This is a genomic window from Streptomyces sp. APSN-46.1, from assembly GCF_022815725.1.
In the GTDB taxonomy this organism is placed as follows: Bacteria; Actinomycetota; Actinomycetes; order Streptomycetales; family Streptomycetaceae; genus Streptomyces.
The window spans coordinates 131,226-151,384 of the sequence record NZ_JALGRF010000010.1 but is presented as its reverse complement, the minus strand read 5'-3'; the positions used below and the strand labels follow the sequence as shown (position 1 = coordinate 151,384).

The following is a 20,159-nucleotide window of genomic DNA, read 5'->3' as shown; positions in this document are numbered from 1 at the left end:
CTTCGACCCTCGGATTTTTACGCACTGTGAGTGAACAGGCAGCCACCTGGCGTGAGTTCACCCCAAAGGGTGGTTTCCGTGCGCACATTCGAATCACTGCGCCTCACGAGGAACGGGAGTTCCCTCCCGCCGCAGGGCTGACCGGTGCCCGCGCGCGCGTTGGCCCGGCACAGCCGTTCATAACGACCGTCCGGGCCTCGATGTCACGGCCCGTCAACCCGGGCGGCGCCACGCGCTCAGGCGCTCAGGCGATGACCTTGCCGTCGACGACCACGCGGAGCGGCTGCGCCAGGGCGCGTACGTCGGCTCGCGGGTCGTCGCCGTAGACCACCAGGTCGGCCGGCGCGCCCTCGGTCAGACCGGGTCTGCCGAGCCACTCGCGTGCCGCCCAGGCCGTCGCCGAGAGGGCGTCGAGCGGCGGGATGCCGGCGCGCACCAGCTCCGCAACCTCGGCGGCGACCAGCCCGTGCGGGAGGGAACCCCCCGCGTCCGTGCCGACGTACACCTGGATGCCCGCGTCGTAGGCGGCCCGGACGGTGTCGTACCGCCGCTCGTGGAGCCGGCGCATGTGGGCCGCCCAGCCGGGGAACTTCGCCTCGCCGCCGGCCGCCAGCTTCGGGAACGTCGCGATGTTCACGAGCGTCGGGACGATCGCCACCCCGCGCTCCGCGAACAGCGGGATGGTGTCCTCGGTGAGCCCGGTGGCGTGCTCGACGCAGTCGATGCCCGCTTCGACGAGGTCGCGCAGCGAGTCCTCCGCGAAGCAGTGCGCGGTGACCCGGGCGCCCAGCCGGTGGGCCTCGGCGATGGCCGCCTCGACCTCGGCGCGCGGCCAGCAGGCCGTCAGGTCGTCGGCGTCGCGGTCGATCCAGTCCCCGACCAGCTTCACCCAGCCGTCTCCGCGCACCGCCTCGCGCCCGACGTACTCGACGAGGTCGGCGGGTTCGATCTCGTAGGCGTAGTTGCGGGTGTAGCGGCGGGTGCGGGCGATGTGCCGGCCCGCCCGGATGATCTTCGGGAGGTCCTCGCGGTCGTCGATCCAGCGGGTGTCGGAGGGGGATCCGGCGTCGCGGATCAGGAGGGTGCCCGCGTCGCGGTCCGCGAGGGCCTGCCGTTCGGCGGTCCCGGCGTCGACCGGGCCGTGGGCGTCGAGTCCCACGTGGCAGTGCGCGTCGACCAGGCCGGGGAGGACCCAGCCGGTCACCGTGGTGATCTCGTGGGCGGCGGTGCGCGGGCGCTCGTACGAGACCCGGCCGCCGACCACCCAGAGCTCGTCGCGGACCTCGTCGGGCCCCACGAGCACCCGCCCCTTCACGTGCAGCACATCGCTCATATCGGCACTGTACGTGCGCGCTCGGCAGGCTCTGGCGGTACCCCCGGACGAAGACGCGGTGATCACCCACGGCAAGACGCCGCTGCCGCTGGAGACGTGCATCCGGTCGGGGGCCCGGCCCGACTCGGCGGCGCTGAACATCGTCACCGGCCCGGCGACGGCGGGGCGACGGTGATCGACCTGGCGGTGCGTCGATCGACTTCGTCTCGCCGGTGCACGCCGAGGCGGCGACCGGGAACACGAACCCGGTCGCGGAGATCGGTGAGGCGGTACGGGCCCACGGCGCGCTGTTCATACTGGACGTGGTGGCTTCGGTGGGGGCAGAGCCGCTGCTGCCGGACGAGCGGGGCGTGGACCTGTGCGTGATCGGCGCCCAGAAGGCCACGGGCGGCCGGCGGTGGTATCGGCCTGCCGGCCCGTGACGGCTCGCCTCGGAGGCCACCACGCTGCGGGTGGCGGAGGCCTCGCTGCTGATGGGGCGACGGCCCTGTCGGCAGACCCGGCGGCGTCCGTTGGCGGCGGGCGGCGGCGCACTGTCCGGGGAGATGTCGGCGCGGTCGGCGACGCTGCGCTGACCCGACGGGTGGGGCCCGACGGGTGGGGGCGGGCCGGGCAAATCCAGCCTCGCCGGCGTTTGAGGCGCGGGTCCGGGCGGAGCCCGGTGCCCGGCGAAGCCGGGTTCCCCCCAGCTACCTCCCCCAGACCCCCGCCTCAAACGCCGGCGAGGCTGGAAGTGGCGTGCGGCCCGAAGACCCGCGCCCTTCAACTCATCGCCGTTGACGGCCCCGAGGCCACGGGACCGTCAGCGGCGGACGGCGGGCGCGCGGACGCCGCGCGCGGGCGTCAGGCCTGGGGGACGGCGCAGGCGCCGTCGGGGTCGCAGGACTCGGCGCCGGCGGCCGGCTCCTCGACCTCGCGCCCGGCCCACGCCTGCTCCAGCGCCCCGGTGAACACCTCGGCCGGCTGGCCGCCGGAGATGCCGTAGCGGCGGTCCAGGACGAAGAAGGGCACGGCGTTCGCGCCCAGCTCGGCCGCCTCACGCTCGTCGGCCCGTACCTCGGCGGCGTAGGCGGAGTCGTCGGCGAGCACCGTGCGGGCCTCGGCCTCGTCCAGTCCGGCCTCGACTGCGAGCGCGACCAGCGTCTCGGGGTCGAAGACGGAGCGCTCCTCACCGAAGTTCGCCCGGTAGGCGAGGTCGAGCAGCTCCTCCTGGCGGCCGCGGGCGGCGGCCAGGTGCAGCAGCCGGTGGATGTCGAAGGTGTTGCCGTGGTCGCGCCCCTCGGTGCGGTACGTCAGCCCCTCGGCGCGGGCGCTGGCGGCGACGTGCTCCTCCATGCCGCGTGCCTCGTCGAGGGTGCGGCCGTACTTCTTGGCGAGCATCTCCACGACGGGAGCGGTGTCGCCCTTGGGGCTGGCCGGGTCGAGCTCGAACGACCGGAAGACGACCTCCACCTGGTCGCGGTGGGCGAACTCGGCCAGCCCCTTGGTGAAGCGGGCCTTGCCGATGTAGCACCAGGGGCAGGCGATGTCGCTCCAGATCTCGACGCGCATGTTCCTTCTTCTCTCCGGGTTCGGGACCAAATCAAAACGGTTCCGGCTTCAACCATCTAGCGGAGCGTCTCATTCCCCGGACTCCGGGGCGACGCTCAGCCACAGGGTGAGGTGCGAGCCCGAGCGGGTTCCCGCGAGGTCCGCGCGCCAGCCCTGGGCGGCGTAGAAGGCCTGTGCGCGCAGGTTGTGCGCGTAGACCTCCAGGCGGACACGGCGCACCCCGGCCCGGCGCCAGGCGTCGAGGCAGGCGGCGTGCAGGGCGGCTCCGGTGCCGCGCCGCCAGTGGTCCGGGTCCACGTGGAGCTGGGTGAGGGTGGTCTCCCCGGCGGCGGTGCGGAAGGCCGCGACGCCGGTGAGCGCGCCGTCCTGCTCGGCGCAGAGCACCCCGCCGTCGTCGGCGGCGCGGGCGACGGCCCGGGACCAGCCCTCGCGGGTCCGCGCGAGCTCGGCGTCACCCGCGTAGGCCTCCTCGGGGACGCGACCGCGGTAGTAGGTGGCGCGGGCCCGGGTGTGCAGGGCGGCGATGGCGTCGAGGTCGGCGGCGAGCGCGGTTCTGATCATGGAACGGGAAACGCACCGGGAACCCCTGTCGGTTCCCGGCGCGTCGGCCGCCTGTGCGAAGGGGGCTACTTCTTCAGCCAGGCCGCCATCATCTTCTGGGCGATGGGCGCGGCCAGCTTGCCGCCGCCGATCTCGGAGCGGTCGGTGTCCGAGTTCTCGATCACCACGGCGACCGCGATCTGCTTGCCGCCCGCCTTCGCGTACGAGGTGAACCAGGCGAGCGGCGACTTGCTGTTGTTCACGCCGCGCTGGGCGGTACCGGTCTTGCCGCCCACCTCGGCGCCGGCCACCTGGGCGGGCTTGCCGCCGCCCTCGGTGGCGACCGTCCGCATGGCGTCCTGGAGCATCGAGGCGGTCCGCTCCTTCATGACCTGGTCGGACTTCGGGTCCTTGAAGCTCTCCAGCACATTGCCGTTGGCGTCGGTGACCTCGGAGACCATGTGCGGGGCGACGAGCTTGCCGCCGTTCTCGATCGCGGCGGTCACCATCGCCATCTGGAGCGGGGTGGCCTGTACGTCGAACTGGCCGATACCCGTCTGCGCGACCTGGTCGATCGACATCTTCTTCGACGGGTACTTGCTCGGCGGGTTGGTGCGGACCGGGGTGTCGATCTGCGTGTTGAAGCCGAGCTTCTCGGCCATCGCGCGCATCTTGTCCTGGCCTAGCTTGGACGCAAGCTCCGCGAAGACGTTGTTGCAGGACAGCCGCAGGGCCGTGCGCGGGGACACGTTGTCGCAGGCCGCGGAGCCCGCCTCGCTGGGCAGCTGGGTGCGGGTGCCGGGGATCGTGTACGGGTCGGGGGTGCCCGTGGGCGTGTCGATGTCGGTGACCAGCCCGTTCTCGATGGCCGCCGCCAGGGTGACCAGCTTGAAGGTGGAGCCGGGCGCCTGGGGCTTGCGGAGCGCGACGTTCTCCATGGCCTTGCCCTGGTCGGCGGAGAGCTCCTGCCAGGCATCCTCGTCGTTGGCGCCCGCGATCCGACCGGGGTCGTACGAAGGGTTGTTCACCACGGCGAGGATCTCGCCGGTCGCCGGGTCGATGGCCACGGCGGAGCCCTGCTTGCCCTGGAGCGCGTCCCAGGCGGCCCTCTGCACGTCCTTGTCGATGGTGGTCAGCACGTCACCCGGGTCGGCCCGCTTGTTGGTGAGCGTGTCCATCACCGTCTTGAGCCGGTTGTCGGAGCCGTTGAGGACGTTCTTGAAGACGCCCTCCAGCATGGTCGTGCCGTAGGCCTGTGAGCTGTAGCCGGTGATCGGCGCGTAGAGCGGGCCGTCGGTGTACGTGCGCTTGTACCCGAAGTCCTTGCCGCCCGTCCTGGTCGAGCCGGTGATCGCCTCCCCTCCCACGATGATGTTACCCAGCGGGTTCTCGTACTGCCCGATGAGGTTCCGTCGGTTGTGCTCGTCGTCTGCGAGGGCCTGGCCTTGGTATGCCTGTACCCAGGTGACCCGCACCAAAAGGGCCAGCACCAGAAGCAGACAGAAGACCGACGCACGCCTGATCGTCTTGTTCATCCCCCAGAAGGACGCCCCGGCGGCCCCAGGCGTTCCGCTCTGCCCCTATTGTGGCCGGGTTCTCAGCTTTTCTTCATGAGGAAGCCTCCCTCGTAGGCCGCGATGACCGCCTGGGTGCGGTCGCGGGAACCGGTCTTGGCCAGGACGGCGGCGACATGGGTCTTGACCGTCTGCGGACCGACGCCGAGCCGCTCGCTCAGCTCGTGGTTGGACAGTCCGGTGGCCATCAGGCGCAGTACGTCGGCCTCCCGCTCGGTGAGCCGCGCCGCCCAGGCCGGGGCGGCGGGCGGCGCCGCGCTGGTGTGGGCGGCGGCCAGCGCGCGGACGGCGGCCGGGAAGAGCAGCGAGTCCCCGCGGGCGACGAGGCGGACCGCGCCGATCAGCTCGTCGGCGTCGGCCCGCTTGAGGAGGAATCCGGAGGCGCCCGCGCGCAGCGCGTCGTAGACGTAGGCGTCGTTCTCGAAGGTGGTGACGACCACGATCCGGGGTGGCTCGGACATGGTGGCGAGGATCTGCTCGGTGGCCCGGATGCCGTCGATCTCGGGCATGCGGACGTCCATCAGCACCACATCGGGGCCGAGGGAGCGGACGAGGGGGATGGCCTCGGCGCCGGAGGCCGCCTCCCCGACGACCTCCATGTCGGGTTCGGCTTCGAGGATGACCCGCAGGGCGGTGCGGACCATCCGCTCGTCGTCGGCGAGCACGATGCGCAGCGGCGGCCGGCTCACCGGGGGCGTCGGGGTCATCGGGGGCCTCCGCCGAGCGGGAGGACGGCCAGCAGCCGCCACTCTCCTTCGTGCGGGCCCGCCTCGACGCGGCCGCCGAGCAGCGCGGCCCGCTCGGCGGCGCCGTGCAGCCCTCGGCCCCCGGTGGTGCGGGACTCGCGGCCGACGGGGCTCGCGGGCGAGTTGGTCATGCTGATCTCCAGTTCACGGTGTCCGCTGCCTTCTCCTGCCTGCCGTACGGCGATCCCCAGCCGGACCGGGCCCGCGCCGTGGCGCAGGGCGTTGCTCAGGCCCTCCTGCACGATCCGGTACGCCTCGCGGGACGCGATGGCGGGCAGCTGCCCCCAGTCCCCGGCGGGTCCGGGGTCCTGGTGGGCGGTGATCACGGTGCCCCCGGCCCGGGTGCGGGCCAGCAGCCCGTCCAGGTCGGCGGCGAGCGTCGGCGCGGGGGCGGCGTCGGCCCGGGCCGGGTCGCCGTCGCGCAGCAGCCCCAGGACGGTGTCCAGCTCACCCACCGTCCGCCGGGTGGTGTCCTCGATGGCGGCCAGGGCCTCGCGTACGAACGCGGGGTCGCTGTCGAGCACCCGCCGGGCGGCGCCCGCCTGGAGGGTGACGGCGCTCAATGCGTGCCCGACCGCGTCGTGCAGCTCCCGGGCCAGCCGGTTGCGCACCGCCAGGTCGGCGGCCCGCTCCTCGGCCGCCGCCAGCCGGTCCGCCGCGGTCGGCCCGAGCAGTACGGGTGCCAGCCGGGCCAGCAGCTCCCCGGCTCCGGCGGCGCACAGGGCGAGCCCGGCCAGCAGGCCGATCCCGAGCAGGGCGCCTGCGTAGGGCTCGCCGGCGACGCCGAGCCAGTCACGCCCCATCTCGGCGGTCCGCAGGGCCTCCACGAACGGGAGGGCGATCAGCACCACCGCCATGGGCGGCACCGCGAGGCTCATCCCGCTGAGCACCGCGCCGAGCCCCAGGTGCAGGGTCCACCAGGCCGAGGCCCGACCCCGCGCCGCCCAGGACCGGGCCGGCCCCTCGGCCAGCCTCTCTCCCGGTACCCCGCACATGGCCCGTACGGCGGCCACCGACATCGGCCGCACCAGCCCGAACACCGCGGTGGCGGCGGCCAGCGGCAGCGAGACGGCGTAGGAGGCCAGGACCAGCGGGAAGGAGTTGAGGGCGTTGGTCCCGGCGACGAGGCCGACCACCACTTGGGAGAGCAGGAAGTAAGGCATCAGCAGGGCCCCGCCGAGTATCAGGTGCACCCAGCGCAGCCGAGCCCGCGCCCCCAGCAGCCGGGCCGCCGCCTTCCTCATCACCCGTCGCGGCGGGAGGTGAGGAACCGCGTGAGCACGGCGGCGGCGAGCAGTCCAGTGATCATCTGGCCAGCGTAGATCAACTGGACTGCGGCAGTGGGCTGTTCGCCGCCATCGAGCTGCGGACCCAGCGAGGCGATCAGCGTCCACAGCCCCCAGCTCAGGGCCGCCGCCGAGCCTGTCCAGGTGACGGCCAGCGGCCACCATGCCCGCCGACTGCCGCCCCGGGCCAGCAGCAGCGCCCCCGCGGCCGCGGCCAGCGCGCCTATCGCGTGCACCCCGGACACCACGCCCGCCGCCGCCGAGTGGGCGGCCGCCTGCTCCGCGCCCATCCCGGCCGTCCCGCCGAAGGCCCAGTACCCGTAGACGGCTCCGACCAGCAGGCCGCCCGCCGCCGCGGCTCCCGCCACCACCCCCGTGGGTGACGGGAGCCCGCGGCCCAGCACGCCCTGCCACCGCCGGCCCCAGCGCTCGCGCGCATAGGGCACGAACAGTCCGGCCAGGGCGAGTCCTTGGATGGTGAATCCGGTGTACACGACGGTGAAGACCCAGGAGTCGAGGAAGGGCCGCGCCGCCTCCCCGGCGGGCGCCCCCGAGCCCAGGCCCGCCGCCCGTATGAGCAGTTGGGCCGGGAACGCGGTGAGGATCGGGGTGAGCAGGCCGGTGGCGACGAAGGCGGGGACGGCGAGCAGCCAGGGAGGCACCCGCATCCCCCACGGTCTGGTGAGGACCAGGACGAGCAGGATCACGCTCGCGTCCATGGCCAGCGTGACGACGTTGGCCAGGGTGAGGAACATCCCGGGTTCCAACAGCGGGCTGCCGTCGGGAATCCCGGCCCGGCTCCCCGACAGCCAGGCGAACTTGAGCACCAGATAGGGCGCGGTGGCGGCCAGGGCCACCACCCGCAGGGCCTTCCGCCGGGCCCCGAGGGCGGGGCCCGACGGCTGCGGCGTACGTGTCGTACTCGGGGTACCCGGCCCCTGCGGGGTACCCGGCTTGCGCGGCATGTGAACGGCTCGTGTGGTCATGCGTCAACCATCGACTGTGCGGCGCCCCCGCCACGTCCCCCGTGAAGGGGAACCGCCTCCCCCATGCGGGGGAGGAAGGCCACGCCCACGCCTCGCCCACGCCTCGCCCACGCCACGTCCACGCCAACGTCCACCGCCTCACATGCGGCGCGTGACCACCGACAGCCGGTCCCGCGCCTCGAACAGCGCCGCCTTGATGACCTGTTCGTGCCCCGGCGTCAGCCGGGCCACCGGCACCGAGCAGCTCACCGCGTCCCGCGCGGGCGTCCGGTACGGCACCGCCACCCCGAAGCAGCGCAGCCCCAGCGTGTTCTCCTCGCGGTCCATCGCGTAGCCCTGTTCCCGCACCAGCGCCAGCTCCTCGATGAGCCGCTCCCGGTCGGTGATGGTGTGCTCGGTGACCGCCTCCAGCCGCTGCGGCAGCAGCCCCCGTACCTCTTCGTCCGTGTACGTGGCCAGCAGCGCCTTTCCAAGGGCGGTCGAGTGCACGGGCAGCCGCCGCCCGACCCGGGTGAAGGGCCGCAGGTAGTGCTGGGACTGCCGGGTGGCGAGGTAGACCACGCTGGTCCCGTCCATCCGCGCCAGGTGGATGGTCTCGGTCGTGTCGTCGGAGAGCCGGTCCAGGGTGGGCCTGGCCGCCGCGACCACCTCGTCCCCGTCGATGTACGAGCTGCCCACGAGCAGGGCCCGCACTCCGATCCCGTACCGCGTCCCCGACGCGTCCGTCTCCACCCAGCCCAGGTTCACCAGCGTACGCAGCAGCATGTAGAGGCTGGACTTGGGCAGCGAGAGGTCGTGCTGGATGTCGGCCAGACTGTGCAGCCCGGGCCGCGCCGCGAAGTGCTCCAGCAACAGGACCGTGCGCACGGCCGACTTGACGGCCGCCGGCGCGCCCGACGCGGGCCCCGCCGACTCCGCGGACCCAGCAGACCCAGCAGACTCAGCTGTCGTCATTCGCCTCGTGCCCCTCTTGTCGCTCGTTGTCTCTTGTCAACCCGGAAGACGCGGAAATAGAGTCCTCGATGGATGTGATCATTCATCCACAGGAACGGCGTTCAGAATACTGAACAACACCGCGCGGGTCAGCGTAGATCCAGGAGGCAGTGCGAGCCATGGCAGCGACACCAGTCTGGAGTGTGGACCCCCGCACCGGGAAGCAGCGCGAACAGGTCGGGTACGAGGCCACCGCCCGGGAGGTGGACGAGGCCGTACGCGCGGCCCACGCGGCGCGCGGCGCGCTCGCCGACCGGACCGTCCGCGCCGCGTTCCTGCGCACGGCCGCCGAGCTGCTCGACGAGGCCGCGGCCCGCGTGATCGAGGCGGCCGACGCCGAGACCGCGCTCGGCGCGGGCCGGCTCACCGGCGAGCTCGCCCGCACCACCGGCCAGCTGCGGGCCTTCGCCGACGCCGTGGACGAGGGCGAGTACCTCGACATCCGCATCGACCACGGCGACCCCGCCCTCTCCCCGCCGCGCCCGGAACTGCGCCGCTACAAGGTGCCGCTGGGGGTGGTCGCCGTCTACTCCGCCTCCAACTTCCCGCTCGCCTTCTCCGTGCCGGGAGGGGACACCGCGAGTGCGCTCGCCGCCGGCTGCCCGGTGGTCGTCAAGGCCCACCCCGACCACCCGGCCACCTCCGAACTGTGCGGCGCACTGCTGCGCCGGGCCGCCGTCGCCACCGGGCTCCCGGCCGACGCGGTCACTGTGGTCCACGGATTCGACGCCGGACTGGAGCTGATCCGCCACCCGCTCGTCTCCGCCGCCGGATTCACCGGTTCCGTCCGGGGCGGGCGGGCGCTGTACGACGCGGCCGCCGCCCGGCCCGTGCCCATCCCGTTCCACGGTGAACTCGGCTCCCTCAATCCCGTCGTGGTCACCCCGGCGGCCGCCGCCGAGCGCGCCGAGGAGATCGGTACCGGACTCGCGGGCTCGGTCACCCTCGGCGTCGGCCAGTTCTGCGTCAAGCCGGGCCTGGTCCTGGTCCCCGAGGGCGCGGCCGGGGACCGGCTCACCGAGGCGCTGGCCAAGGCGCTCGGGGAGACCGGGCCCGGAGTGCTGCTCGACCACCGGATGCGGGACAACTTCATCGCCGGGGTGCGCGAACGGGCCGCGCTGCCGGGGGTCGGCGCGCCCGTCCTCCCGGGTCCCGGCGGGGAGCACACCGTCGGCGCGGGCTTCCTGACCGTGCCGGCCGCCCGCCTCGCCGAGGGAGGGGCCCATGACCTGCTCCTGGAGGAGTGCTTCGGCCCCGTCACCGTCGTCGTACGGTACGAGGGCGGGCACGAGGCGACCGCCGTGCTCGAGCGGCTTCCCGGAAACCTGAGCGCCACGCTCCAGCTGTCGGCCGCCGAGGCCGAGGGCGCGCCGGCCGGGGCGGCGGAGCTGGTCGAGCGGGTCACGGCGCTGGCCGGGCGGATCGTGGTCAACGGCTGGCCGACGGGGGTCGCGGTGGCCCCGGCCCAGCACCACGGCGGACCGTACCCGGCGGCCACCTCCCACTCCACCTCCGTCGGCGGGACCGCGATCGAGCGCTGGCTGCGCCCCGTGGCCTACCAGTCGATGCCGGACGCGCTGCTTCCGGCGGAGCTGCGCGAGGCCAACCCGCTGGGGCTGCCGCGCCGGGTGACGGGCGTCGGCTGACGGAACACCTGGCGGACCTCTGACGCCGCCAGGCAGGCAGGCAGGGGCACCCGAGGGCAGGCGGCCGGGCAGCCGAGCAGGCCGGGCAGACTCTTAAATCCGTTGCCCGATCCGCCCGGCGGGGGCAGGCTGCGGCGCATGCCGAAGCCGAGCGGATTCACGTACAAGCGACTGGGCGACGACTCCGTCGTCATCACCCACCAAGGCCGGGCCGCCGGCACCCTGCGCGGCGGCCGGGCCGCGAAGTTCCTGGCCGAGGTCGAGTCCGGTGACGCCCAGCTGGTGATGGCCCGCTGGACCGGCGCCTACAAGTTCGGCAACGAGCGGACGGCCAGGAACCACCCGCGCAACCGACGCTGAGACCCCCGGGCCCGGCACCGCGCGAAAATCTCCCGCGAGAGTAAGGGAACGGCAAAGCGCCTCCGGTCGTTCTCCGGGCATGACCGCTATGACCCCTGGTTCCAACCTGCCGCTCAATACCGTCCGCGTGACGGTGGATGTGGCGGCTCCGGTGCGGCTCGACGTATCGGGGCTCCTCCTCGCGGCGGACGGCAAGGTGCGTTCCGACGCCGACTTCATCTTCTACAACCAGCCGTCCGGGCCCGGTGTCAGCCACCGGTCCGGCGGCGGCGCGGCGCCGGACTCGATCACCGTGGACACCGGCGCGCTGCCGCCGGGCATCGAGCGCATCGTGGTCACGGCCAGCCCCGACGCCGCCGGGCAGACCTTCCAGGGCATCGAGCCCACCGCCACCGTGCGCGACGCGGACGGGGGCTCGGTGATCGCCACCTTCACCCCGCCGCAGCTGGGTTCCGAGACCGCCCTCGTCGTCGTAGAGGTCTACCAGCGCGGGGGTGTGTGGAAGGTCCGCGCCGTCGGCCAGGGGTACGCGAACGGCCTCGCCGGCATCGCCACCGACTTCGGGGTCTCCGTGGACGAGGAGCCCGCGCCCACCCCGCCGCCCGCCACCGTCACCGCCGCACCGCAGGCGCCGGCCGCCCCCGCCTGGGGGCAGACCCCCGCTGCCCCCTCCGCCCCGGCCGCGCCGCCGTCCCCGTACCCCGCCTCCCCGTGGCTCGGCGGGGCGACGCCGGCCACCCAGGCCGCTCCGCCGCCGCCCGCCGCCGCGCCCGCCCCCGCAGCACCGGCCGCCGCCGGGAAGATCAACCTCGACAAGGGCCGCGTCAGCCTCCAGAAGAACCAGACCGTCTCCCTGGTCAAGGGCGGGCGCCCGCTGCTCTCGCAGGTCAAGATGGGCCTGGGCTGGGAGCCGGCGTTCCGCGGCCGCGACATCGACCTCGACGCGTCCGTCATCGCGTACGGCCCGCAGCGCAACCACATCGACAGCTGCTACTTCGGCAAGCTGTCGATCCTCGGCGGAGCCATCAAGCATTCCGGCGACAACCTGACCGGCGAGGGCGCCGGGGACGACGAGGTGATCGTCGTGGACCTCGGCCGGCTGCCCGCCGACGCCACCGGTCTGGTCTTCACGGTGAACTCCTTCTCCGGCCAGAAGTTCACGGAGGTGGCCAAGGCCTACTGCCGCCTGATCGACGCGGCGAGCGGCGAGGAGCTGGTGCGCTTCGACCTCACCACCGCCGAACCTCAGACCGGCGTCATGATGGCGAAGATGATCAAGCAGTTCTCCGGCGAATGGGAGATGACGGCCATCGGCGAGTTTGTGAAATCCCGCACAGTGCGCGGCATGGTCAAGCCCGCAGCGCAGGCACTCTGAGCAGGTGGGCGGGCACATGGAGCTACCGAGACAGCTTTCGGGTGAGCCATTCCACCCGGAAACCGGAGGTGACTGTCAGTGCCCGCCCTTAGCCTTGAACTCATGCACACGACACTCCAGCCCGCGGGTCCCGCCCGCCCGTCCGCCTCGGAGGCGAATGAGGCGATACGGCACCTCGTCGAGACGAGGGTGGACGACGAGTGGCCTTCCGCGGCGTACGAGTTCCTGCTTGAGGAGTGGGCCGCGGCCTCCCGCGCGGAGCTTTCCGCGGCCCAGTAGGCCGCCGGCGGCGCGGGCCCGCGCCTGTCCGCCGGCCCGCGCCCGCCCGACTGCCCGTCCCCGGCGGCCCGTCCCCGCCCGCCGGCCCGTCCCCGCCCGCCGGCCCGTCCCCGCGACCGTCAGTGGGCGCGCCGCCAGGGACCGGTGATGGCCAGCATGATGCCCGGGTCCTGGAGGTTGGCGTACAGGGTGCGCCCGTCCGGGGAGAAGCAGACCCCGGCGAACTCCGAGTACTCGGGCTCCTCGGCCGTCCCGATGTTCAGCTCGTTCCGCGCCAGCGGGTAGGTGCGGCCCGACTCGGTGGCGCCGAACAGGTGCTGGAGCCCCGAGCCGTCCTCCGCGATGACCAGGCCGCCGTACGGCGACACGGTGATGTTGTCCGGGCCGTCGTAGCCGCCCTCCGCCGACGGGTCGGCGTTCACGCCGATCAGGACCGTGAGTCGGACGGTGCGCCGCTTGGGGTCGTAGAACCACACCTGGCCGTCGTGCGCGGCGCCCGGGCTCTCCTCACGGGCGTACGAGGAGACGAAGTACGCGCCCCCGTCGGCCCACCACATGCCCTCCAGCTTGCGCGCCCGGGTCACGGCGCCCGCCGCGAACTGCTTGCGCACCGGCACCGTCCGGGCGTCCCGGTCCGCCACCTCCACCCAGTCGACCCCGTAGACGGTGCCGATCTTCGTCGCGCGCGAGAGGTCGTCCACGAACCGGCCCGCGCTGTCGAAGCACTTGGCGGCCGCGAGCACCCCCGCGTCGGCGGCGAGGTCGCGGAGCTTGCCGCGCCCGTGCCGGAATCCCCGCGGCGGAGTCCAGCGGTAGAGCAGCCCGTTGGGGCCCGAGGCGTCCTCCGTGAGGTACGCGTGACCCTGGCGCGGGTCGATGACGACGGCCTCGTGCGCGTACCGCCCGAAGGCCTTGACCGGCTTCGGCTCGCGGTTGGCGCGGCGGTCGTGCGGATCGACCTCGAAGACGTAGCCGTGGTCCTTGGTCATGCCGTTCTTGCCGGCGAGGTCCTCGTTCTCCTCGCAGGTCAGCCAGGTGCCCCACGGGGTGGAGCCGCCCGCGCAGTTGGTCGACGTACCCGCGATGCCCACCCATTCGGCGACCTCGCCGCCGCGCCGGACCTCGACGACCGTGCAGCCGCCGGCCGCGGCCGGGTCGTAGACGAGTCCCTCGGTGAGCGGCACGGGGTGCGCCCAGCGTGTACGCGGGCCCTTCAGCTCGTGGTTGTTGACGAGGAGGGTGACGCCGCGGTGGCCCTCGAAAGCGGCCGTCCCGTCGTGGCCGGACGGGGTGGACTCACCGGAGTCCAGCTTCGTGACACCGCTGTGGGTGATCACGCGGTACGTGAATCCGGCCGGCAGGGCGAGCAGTCCGGCGGGGTCGGGGCGCAGCGGGCCGTAGCCCGGCTCGCAGGGCCGACCGTGCTCGTCGCGCCGGGTGCTGTCGTCGGCCGCCAGCGCCCCCGGGGCGGTGGCGAGCGCGCCGACCGTCCCGGTGAGCGCGACTCCCGCACCGGCGATGACGGTGCGGGCGGTGAAGTCTCTACGGCTGAGCGGCATCGGGGTCTCCAGGGGTGGGGAGGTGGTGCGCCTGTGATGCGGTCGTCGGCGCACACGCTCCCGCCCGCACGTGAACGGCGGCTGAATTACCCAGGAACACGGTCGGACCCCTTGCCGGTGCGCGGAATGGCCAACTCCGTCGCCAAAAAAGGCGCGTTGTGCACGCCCCGGCCCAGCCGCCGCGCGCTTCCGGAAGGCCGACGCGGTCAGGCCTCGGTCGGGGCGCGGTCAGGCCTCGGTCGGGGCGCGCGGTCACGGGCCCGCTGTCAGGACCGCCGGGAGCGCGCCTTGAAGGCCGCCTTGCGGGCCTCCTTCGCGGCCTTCTTGTCAAGGTGCAGCCGGCCGATCGCCTCCAGCACGTCAGCCGTCGCGGGGTGCTCCACTCGCCAGGCCTGCTCGAAGAACCCGGAGTGGTGCGCCGTCAGGGACTCGATCAGGAGCGGCAGCTCCCGCGTCTCCCCGTCCGCCGCGAGCTGCGCCGCGATGGTGTCGATCGTGAGCCAGAACACCATCTCCGCGTCGGGCGCGGGTACGTCGCGCGCCCCGAGCTCCGCCAGCCAGACCCGGGCGAGGCCGCCCAGCTCGGCGTCGTCCAGCACGGAGCGGACCGCCGGCTCGGCGGCCGGCCCGGCGGCCGCGAGGGCCTGCTGGCAGCGCAGCCTCCGCAGCGGGGCGGCCTCGTCCTCACCGCGGGCGGCGGCCAGCAGCTCGGCGACCGCGGCGGGCAGGTCCCGGCCGGCCAGCCACTGCTCGATCTCGGCCTGGGCGGAGCCCTCGGGGTAGCGGGAGACCGTGTCGAGCAGGACGTCCGCGCCCTTCCCGGCAAGTTCCCCGATGGCGGGGGCCTCGACCCCGGCCTCCAGCATCCGGGCGCGGACCCCGTACAGGCCGAGGGGGGTCAGGCGGACCATCCCGTACCGGGACACGTCCTCGTCGTCGTATCCGGCCAGGTCGGGGGAGGCAGCCGCGAGGTCCTCGTCGGCCGCCTCCGCGAGCAGCGCCTCGTCGAGGGGCCGGAACTCGACCAGCCCGATCGGCTCCAGCTGCCGGAACTGGTCGTCGAGGCGCATCATCGTGTCGGAGACCCGTTCGAGCACCTCGTCCGTCGGCTCGCCCATCCCCTCCGGCACGACCATCGACGCGGCGAGCACGGGCAGGGGCACCGCGCCCTCGCCGGCCCCGCCTTCGGCGACGGTGAGCAGGTAGAGGTTGGCGAGGACCCCGTCGAGGAAGTCCGCCTCGCGCTGCGGGTTCCAGTCGAGCCGGTCGAAGTCGATGTCGCCGCCCGCGTCCAGGGCGTCGACGAGCTCGTCCAGGTCCGGTACGGCCGCGTCCGCGAGCACGCTGTCCAGGGCCGCCAGCCACAGGTCGAGTACGTCGCCGGGTGCGCCGCCGGTCACCAGCGCGAGGTCCTCGCCGGGCGCGGCGGTCCCGTATTCCGCTTCCGCGGCAGCTGCCGCGTCCGCCGCGCCTGCCGCATCCGCACCGCGTGTCGCGTCCGCACCGCGTGTCGCGTCCGCACAGCCCGGCGCGCCCGCGCCGTCCTCCTCGGGCTCGGTGACATCCACCAGCCCGGTGTCCACGGCGACCCGCCAGGCCCGGCTCGTGTGGACCGGCGCGTCCTCGTCGTCGGCGTCGAGCCCGAGCGCCGCGACGGCCTCGGGCAGCTGCGCGGCGGCGAGTTCGCCGCCGACCTCGACGCGGGTGCCGGGTCCGGCCCAGCGGGCGAGGCCTACGGCGCGGGCGAACAGCGGGGCGCCGAGGGCCTCGCGGGCCAGTTCCGCATCGGAGTGCAGCCGTACCGGCGGCAGCGTGTGGTGCGGCTCTGCGGACATGCGGTGGTTTCTCCTCGCTGATGTGGTGCGGCGATGGTGCGGGTGCGGCGGTGGTGCGGGTGCGTACGGCGACCCAGAGTAGACGCATTTCGGGCGCCCCTGGCGTGCCATCACCTTTGGTTCATCCCACAGTCAGCCGCCGTCTTCCCTGGAGGCCTTGACAACTTTGCCGCTCACACAGGAAATTGACGCGCGTAGACCTATCGGAACCCGCGAGACCACCGGGTTTCCGCTTCTCCTCCTCCACACACCGGAGTTCCTGCCCATGCGCTCCTCGCATCCCCGTTCCGCCGCCGTCGCGGCCCTCGTCGCCACCGCGCTGGCCACCGGCCTGCTCGCGGGCTCCGCCGGCGCGGCCGAAGGCGACGCGTCCGCCGAGCCGATACGCATCCACGACATCCAGGGCACCACCCGGATATCCCCGCTCGCCGGCAAGCAGGTCACCGGTGTCGCGGGCATCGTGACGGGCGTCCGCACCTACGGTTCGCGCGGCTTCTGGATGCAGGACCCCGACGCCGACGACAACGACGCCACCAGTGAGGGCGTCTTCGTCTTCACCAGCTCGGTCCCGACCGTCGCCGTCGGCGACGCGGTCACGGTCTCCGGCCTGGTCGGCGAGTACATCCCCGGCGGCGTCAACTCCGGCAACCAGTCGGTCACGCAGATCTCGAAGCCGGCCGTGACGGTGGTCTCCTCGGGCAACGCGCTGCCCGAGGGCGCCGCGATCACCGAGTACACGGTCCCCGCCGCGTACGCCCCGGCCGGCGACCCGGCCGCCGCCGGCAGCATCAACGGCCTGACCCTGGACCCCTCGCGCTACGCGCTGGACTTCTACGAGTCCCTGGAGGGCATGAACGTCCGTATCGGCACCTCCCGCGTGGTCGGCGCCACCGACCCGTACGCGGAGCTGTGGGTCACGGTGAAGGGCTGGGAGCACCCCGCCAAGCGCGGTGGCACGATCTACGGCTCGTACGAGTCCCAGAACACCGGCCGCCTCCAGATCCAGCAGCTCGCGCCCCTCGCGCAGCAGCCGTTCCCGGTCGCCAACGTCGGCGACAAGCTGACCGGTACCACCGAGGGCCCGCTGGACTTCAACCAGTTCGGCGGCTACACCCTCGTCGCCCGCACGCTCGGCACGGTCGCGGCGGGCACCCTCGCCCCCGAGAAGACCAAGGCGCAGTCCGAGGGCGAGCTCGCGGTGGCCACGTACAACGTCGAGAACCTCGACCCGACCGACCCGCAGTCGAAGTTCGACGCGCTCGCGAAGGCCGTCGTCGAGAACCTGGCCTCCCCCGACATCCTGGCCCTTGAGGAGATCCAGGACGACAACGGCGCCAAGAACGACGGCACCGTCTCGGCGGAGCAGACGCTCACGAAGTTCACCACGGCGATCACGGCGGCGGGCGGCCCGGCCTACCAGTGGCGGACCGTCAACCCGGAGGACAAGAAGGACGGCGGCGAGCCCGGCGGCAACATCCGCCAGGTGTTCCTCTTCAACCCGGCGCGGGTCTCCTTCACCGAGCGCGCCCCGGGTGACGCGGTGACGGCGACCGGCGTGGTCAAGGAGAACGGCAAGGCCGCCCTGACCCACTCCCCCGGCCGGATCGACCCCGCGAACCCGGCGTGGGCGGACAGCCGCAAGCCCCTCGCGGGCGAGTTCGTCTTCCGCGGCAGGACGGTCTTCGTGATCGCCAACCACTTCGGTTCCAAGGGCGGCGACGAGGGCCTGACCTCGCACCACCAGCCGCCGGTGCGCAAGTCGGAGGAGAAGCGACTGCTCCAGGCGCAGGCCGTGAACGGCTTCGTGAAGGAGGTCCTGGCGGCGGACAAGCACGCGAACGTCCTGGTCCTCGGCGACATCAACGACTTCGAGTTCTCGGCGACGACGGACGCGCTGGCCGACGGCGGGGCGCTGTACCCGGCGGTCAAGTCGCTGCCGAAGGCGGAGCGGTACTCGTACGTCTACCAGGGCAACGCGCAGGTCCTGGACCAGATCCTGACGAGCCCGGCGATCAAGAAGTTCACGTACGACAGCGTGCACATCAACGCGGAGTTCGCCGACCAGAACAGCGACCACGACCCGCAGGTGCTGCGCTTCCGCCCGTAACCGCGGTGCGGACCTGAAACGGGGGGGGCCGGGCTCCGTCCAGCCCGGCCCCCCTGCCACACTCCGGCCCATGATCTTCCGTACCGCGACGCGTCACGACCTGCCCGCCCTACTCGCCCTGCTGGCGGACGCCGGCGAAGAGCGGGCCGAGGTCGGCGAGGCGCACGAGCGGGCCTTCGCCGCCATCGAGGCGGACGCCCGCAACGAGATGCTGGTCCTCGTGGAGGACGCCGTTGTACTCGGCTGCCTCCAGCTGACGTACATCCCGGGCCTCGGCCAGGGCGGGCGCGAGCGGGCGCTGGTGGAGGCGGTACGAGTCCGCGCGGACCGGCGCGGTCACGGCCTGGGCGCCGAGCTGATGAGGCTGGCGGTGGATCGGGCCCGCGAGAGGGGCTGCGGACGGATCCAGCTGACCAGCGACAAGCAGCGGAGCGATGCCCACCGCTTCTACGAGCGGCTGGGTTTCGCCCGCAGCCACGAGGGGTTCAAGCTGCGACTGGCGGACTGACCAAGCCGACCGCAGGGATACTTCCGGGACACTTTCGGGACTTTCGGCACTGGCGTGACGCTCGACACATCCGCGCCGAACCGGGCGGTTCTGGTGTTGAGTATCTGCCACGCCCGATCACGTACCGCTCGCACTCTCCGGAGGACCGCGCGTGTTCCCCTCCATCACCCTCGCCCAGGAAATCGGTCTCGCCGTCCTGTTCGTGGCGGCCCTCGTCTGGGTGCTCGGCCTCGGCCACAAGCTGCGGAACAGCCGCTTCAACGACCGGGAGCCCGTCGCCTCCGAGGTCCTCCCGATGATCCCGACGCAGCGCGGCGCGGCCGCGCACCCGATGGAGTCGGTGGAACTGACCGAGGCGGAGGAACAGGCCTTCGCGGGCCTGATCCGCACGCTCCCGCAGAGCTGACGGCATACGCACAGCGCCCTCCCACCCCGACCGGGGTGGGAGGGCGCTGTCGCGACACCGGCCCGAGCGCCGTCCCGCGACGGATCGTCAGTTGTGGCTGTGCAGGACCTCGTTCAGGCCGTCCCAGACCGCGTTGTTCGGGCGGGCCTCGACGGCGCCGGTGACCGAGTTGCGGCGGAAGAGGATGTTGTTGGCGCCCGAGAGCGTCAGCGCCTTGACGATCTCGCCGTCCGGCAGGGTGACGCGGGTGCCCGCGGTCACGTACAGGCCGGCCTCGACGATGCACTCGTCGCCCAGCGCGATGCCGACGCCCGCCTCGGCGCCGATCAGGCAGCGCTCGCCGATCGAGATGATCTGCTTGCCGCCGCCCGACAGGGTGCCCATGGTGGACGCGCCGCCGCCGACGTCGGAGCCGTCGCCGATCACGACGCCCGCGGAGATGCGGCCCTCGATCATGGAGGTGCCGAGGGTGCCGGCGTTGAAGTTGACGAAGCCCTCGTGCATGACGGTGGTGCCCTCGGCGAGGTGCGCGCCGAGGCGGACGCGGTCAGCGTCGGCGATACGGACGCCCTTGGGGGCGACGTAGTCCGTCATCCGGGGGAACTTGTCGATCGAGGTGACCTGGAGGTGCAGGCCCTCGGCGCGGGCGTTCAGGCGGACGGTCTCGACCTCGTCGACCGCGACCGGGCCCAGGGAGGTCCAGGCGACGTTGGCCAGCAGGCCGAAGACCCCGTCCAGGTTCTGGCCGTGCGGCTTGACCAGGCGGTGGCTGAGCAGGTGCAGGCGCAGGTACGCGTCGTGCGCGTCGAGCGGCTTGTCCTCCAGCGAGGAGATCACCGTACGGACGGCCACGACCTCGACGCCGCGGACCGCGTCCTGGCGCAGCGCCTTCGCCGCGGCGGCGCCCAGCAGCTCCGCGGCCCGCTCGACGCCGAGGCGCTCGGAGCCGGCCGGGCCGGCCTCGGCGACCAGCTCGGGGGCGGGGAACCAGGTGTCGAGGACGGTGCCGTCGGCGGCGATGGTGGCAAGTCCGGCGGCGACGGCGCCGGTGGTACGCGTAGCAGTCATGCCTGAA

Annotated in this window: 18 protein-coding genes and 1 pseudogene; 8 read left to right on the top strand and 11 right to left on the bottom strand. The window is 73.2% G+C overall.

What is annotated here, in order from left to right; genetic code table 11:
• Positions 1 to 244: 244 nt before the first annotated feature.
• Positions 245 to 1,333: an amidohydrolase family protein gene (locus MTF65_RS23765; protein WP_243630941.1), complete on the bottom strand. Its 1,089-nt coding sequence runs from the start codon at positions 1,331 to 1,333 to the stop codon at positions 245 to 247.
• Between MTF65_RS23765 and MTF65_RS23760 the strand changes: the two are divergent.
• A pseudogene (locus MTF65_RS23760) lies at positions 1,332 to 1,749 on the top strand (aminotransferase class V-fold PLP-dependent enzyme); the annotation flags it as partial. The gene MTF65_RS23765 and the pseudogene MTF65_RS23760 sit on opposite strands and share 2 nt — an antisense overlap.
• A gap of 427 nt (positions 1,750 to 2,176) precedes the next feature.
• Here MTF65_RS23760 and MTF65_RS23755 read toward each other — a convergent pair.
• The 7 genes from MTF65_RS23755 to MTF65_RS23725 form a co-directional block, all read right to left on the bottom strand.
• Positions 2,177 to 2,884, bottom strand: a complete 708-nt coding sequence (locus MTF65_RS23755; protein ID WP_243630940.1) for a DsbA family oxidoreductase — start codon at positions 2,882 to 2,884, stop codon at positions 2,177 to 2,179.
• A 69-nt stretch (positions 2,885 to 2,953) separates the two neighbouring features.
• The gene (locus MTF65_RS23750; protein WP_243630939.1) at positions 2,954 to 3,445 is read right to left on the bottom strand and encodes a GNAT family N-acetyltransferase; all 492 of its coding nucleotides are present in this window, start codon (positions 3,443 to 3,445) and stop codon (positions 2,954 to 2,956) included.
• A 65-nt stretch (positions 3,446 to 3,510) separates the two neighbouring features.
• Positions 3,511 to 4,959 carry a penicillin-binding protein 2 gene (locus MTF65_RS23745; RefSeq protein WP_243630938.1) on the bottom strand — a complete coding sequence of 483 codons (1,449 nt, stop codon included), beginning with the start codon at positions 4,957 to 4,959 and terminating at the stop codon, positions 3,511 to 3,513.
• A gap of 62 nt (positions 4,960 to 5,021) precedes the next feature.
• Positions 5,022 to 5,705: a response regulator transcription factor gene (locus MTF65_RS23740; protein WP_243630937.1), complete on the bottom strand. Its 684-nt coding sequence runs from the start codon at positions 5,703 to 5,705 to the stop codon at positions 5,022 to 5,024.
• Positions 5,702 to 6,988 (bottom strand): sensor histidine kinase, encoded by a 1,287-nt coding sequence (locus MTF65_RS23735; protein ID WP_243630936.1) that lies wholly within the window; start codon positions 6,986 to 6,988, stop codon positions 5,702 to 5,704. Before MTF65_RS23735 ends, MTF65_RS23740 begins: the two co-directional genes overlap by 4 nt.
• The gene (locus tag MTF65_RS23730; protein WP_243630935.1) at positions 6,988 to 8,016 is read right to left on the bottom strand and encodes a hypothetical protein; all 1,029 of its coding nucleotides are present in this window, start codon (positions 8,014 to 8,016) and stop codon (positions 6,988 to 6,990) included. Before MTF65_RS23730 ends, MTF65_RS23735 begins: the two co-directional genes overlap by 1 nt.
• Before the next feature lie 138 nt (positions 8,017 to 8,154).
• Positions 8,155 to 8,970 (bottom strand): IclR family transcriptional regulator, encoded by an 816-nt coding sequence (locus MTF65_RS23725; RefSeq protein ID WP_243630934.1) that lies wholly within the window; start codon positions 8,968 to 8,970, stop codon positions 8,155 to 8,157.
• A 158-nt stretch (positions 8,971 to 9,128) separates the two neighbouring features.
• On the opposite strand from MTF65_RS23725, the gene MTF65_RS23720 reads away from it, so the two are divergent.
• From MTF65_RS23720 to MTF65_RS23705, 4 genes are all read left to right on the top strand, one after another.
• Entirely contained in the window at positions 9,129 to 10,655 is a 1,527-nt protein-coding gene (locus tag MTF65_RS23720) for an aldehyde dehydrogenase (NADP(+)) (protein WP_243630933.1), read from the top strand.
• A gap of 138 nt (positions 10,656 to 10,793) precedes the next feature.
• On the top strand, positions 10,794 to 11,015 hold the full coding sequence (locus MTF65_RS23715) for a hypothetical protein (protein ID WP_243630932.1): 222 nt from the start codon (positions 10,794 to 10,796) through the stop codon (positions 11,013 to 11,015).
• Between the two features lie 88 nt (positions 11,016 to 11,103).
• Positions 11,104 to 12,390, top strand: a complete 1,287-nt coding sequence (locus tag MTF65_RS23710) for a TerD family protein (protein WP_243631016.1) — start codon at positions 11,104 to 11,106, stop codon at positions 12,388 to 12,390.
• 102 nt (positions 12,391 to 12,492) lie between these two features.
• Positions 12,493 to 12,669, top strand: coding sequence for a hypothetical protein (locus MTF65_RS23705; RefSeq protein WP_243630931.1), 177 nt, complete (start codon positions 12,493 to 12,495; stop codon positions 12,667 to 12,669).
• Positions 12,670 to 12,788: 119 nt separating this feature from the next.
• On the opposite strand, the gene MTF65_RS23700 is transcribed toward MTF65_RS23705, so the two are convergent.
• Together MTF65_RS23700 and MTF65_RS23695 are read right to left on the bottom strand one after the other, a co-directional pair.
• Entirely contained in the window at positions 12,789 to 14,228 is a 1,440-nt protein-coding gene (locus MTF65_RS23700) for an alkaline phosphatase PhoX (RefSeq protein ID WP_243630930.1), read from the bottom strand.
• Between the two features lie 266 nt (positions 14,229 to 14,494).
• Entirely contained in the window at positions 14,495 to 16,063 is a 1,569-nt protein-coding gene (locus MTF65_RS23695; RefSeq protein WP_243630929.1) for a hypothetical protein, read from the bottom strand.
• Between the two features lie 265 nt (positions 16,064 to 16,328).
• On the opposite strand from MTF65_RS23695, the gene MTF65_RS23690 reads away from it, so the two are divergent.
• From MTF65_RS23690 to MTF65_RS23680, 3 genes are all read left to right on the top strand, one after another.
• The gene (locus tag MTF65_RS23690) at positions 16,329 to 18,170 is read left to right on the top strand and encodes an endonuclease/exonuclease/phosphatase family protein (protein ID WP_243630928.1); all 1,842 of its coding nucleotides are present in this window, start codon (positions 16,329 to 16,331) and stop codon (positions 18,168 to 18,170) included.
• Positions 18,171 to 18,240: 70 nt separating this feature from the next.
• The gene (locus MTF65_RS23685) at positions 18,241 to 18,678 is read left to right on the top strand and encodes a GNAT family N-acetyltransferase (RefSeq protein ID WP_243630927.1); all 438 of its coding nucleotides are present in this window, start codon (positions 18,241 to 18,243) and stop codon (positions 18,676 to 18,678) included.
• A 151-nt stretch (positions 18,679 to 18,829) separates the two neighbouring features.
• Positions 18,830 to 19,084: a hypothetical protein gene (locus MTF65_RS23680; protein WP_243630926.1), complete on the top strand. Its 255-nt coding sequence runs from the start codon at positions 18,830 to 18,832 to the stop codon at positions 19,082 to 19,084.
• Between the two features lie 87 nt (positions 19,085 to 19,171).
• On the opposite strand, the gene dapD is transcribed toward MTF65_RS23680, so the two are convergent.
• Positions 19,172 to 20,152 carry a 2,3,4,5-tetrahydropyridine-2,6-dicarboxylate N-succinyltransferase gene (dapD, locus tag MTF65_RS23675; RefSeq protein WP_243630925.1) on the bottom strand — a complete coding sequence of 327 codons (981 nt, stop codon included), beginning with the start codon at positions 20,150 to 20,152 and terminating at the stop codon, positions 19,172 to 19,174.
• Positions 20,153 to 20,159: the final 7 nt, after the last annotated feature.

Excerpts from the sequence above, each read along its gene's own strand:
- dapD (WP_243630925.1), bottom strand. The coding sequence starts at position 20,152 with ATGACTGCTACGCGTACCACCGGCGCCGTCGCCGCCGGACTTGCCACC.
- MTF65_RS23705 (WP_243630931.1), top strand. The coding sequence starts at position 12,493 with ATGCACACGACACTCCAGCCCGCGGGTCCCGCCCGCCCGTCCGCCTCG.
- MTF65_RS23710 (WP_243631016.1), top strand. The coding sequence starts at position 11,104 with ATGACCCCTGGTTCCAACCTGCCGCTCAATACCGTCCGCGTGACGGTG.
- MTF65_RS23745 (WP_243630938.1), bottom strand. The coding sequence starts at position 4,959 with ATGAACAAGACGATCAGGCGTGCGTCGGTCTTCTGTCTGCTTCTGGTG.
- MTF65_RS23700 (WP_243630930.1), bottom strand. The coding sequence starts at position 14,228 with ATGCCGCTCAGCCGTAGAGACTTCACCGCCCGCACCGTCATCGCCGGT.
- MTF65_RS23735 (WP_243630936.1), bottom strand. The coding sequence starts at position 6,988 with ATGAGGAAGGCGGCGGCCCGGCTGCTGGGGGCGCGGGCTCGGCTGCGC.
- MTF65_RS23755 (WP_243630940.1), bottom strand. The coding sequence starts at position 2,884 with ATGCGCGTCGAGATCTGGAGCGACATCGCCTGCCCCTGGTGCTACATC.
- MTF65_RS23720 (WP_243630933.1), top strand. The coding sequence starts at position 9,129 with ATGGCAGCGACACCAGTCTGGAGTGTGGACCCCCGCACCGGGAAGCAG.
- MTF65_RS23690 (WP_243630928.1), top strand. The coding sequence starts at position 16,329 with ATGCGCTCCTCGCATCCCCGTTCCGCCGCCGTCGCGGCCCTCGTCGCC.
- MTF65_RS23750 (WP_243630939.1), bottom strand. The coding sequence starts at position 3,445 with ATGATCAGAACCGCGCTCGCCGCCGACCTCGACGCCATCGCCGCCCTG.
- MTF65_RS23685 (WP_243630927.1), top strand. The coding sequence starts at position 18,241 with ATGATCTTCCGTACCGCGACGCGTCACGACCTGCCCGCCCTACTCGCC.
- MTF65_RS23730 (WP_243630935.1), bottom strand. The coding sequence starts at position 8,016 with ATGACCACACGAGCCGTTCACATGCCGCGCAAGCCGGGTACCCCGCAG.
- MTF65_RS23740 (WP_243630937.1), bottom strand. The coding sequence starts at position 5,705 with ATGACCCCGACGCCCCCGGTGAGCCGGCCGCCGCTGCGCATCGTGCTC.
- MTF65_RS23725 (WP_243630934.1), bottom strand. The coding sequence starts at position 8,970 with ATGACGACAGCTGAGTCTGCTGGGTCTGCTGGGTCCGCGGAGTCGGCG.
- MTF65_RS23695 (WP_243630929.1), bottom strand. The coding sequence starts at position 16,063 with ATGTCCGCAGAGCCGCACCACACGCTGCCGCCGGTACGGCTGCACTCC.
- MTF65_RS23765 (WP_243630941.1), bottom strand. The coding sequence starts at position 1,333 with ATGAGCGATGTGCTGCACGTGAAGGGGCGGGTGCTCGTGGGGCCCGAC.
- MTF65_RS23715 (WP_243630932.1), top strand. The coding sequence starts at position 10,794 with ATGCCGAAGCCGAGCGGATTCACGTACAAGCGACTGGGCGACGACTCC.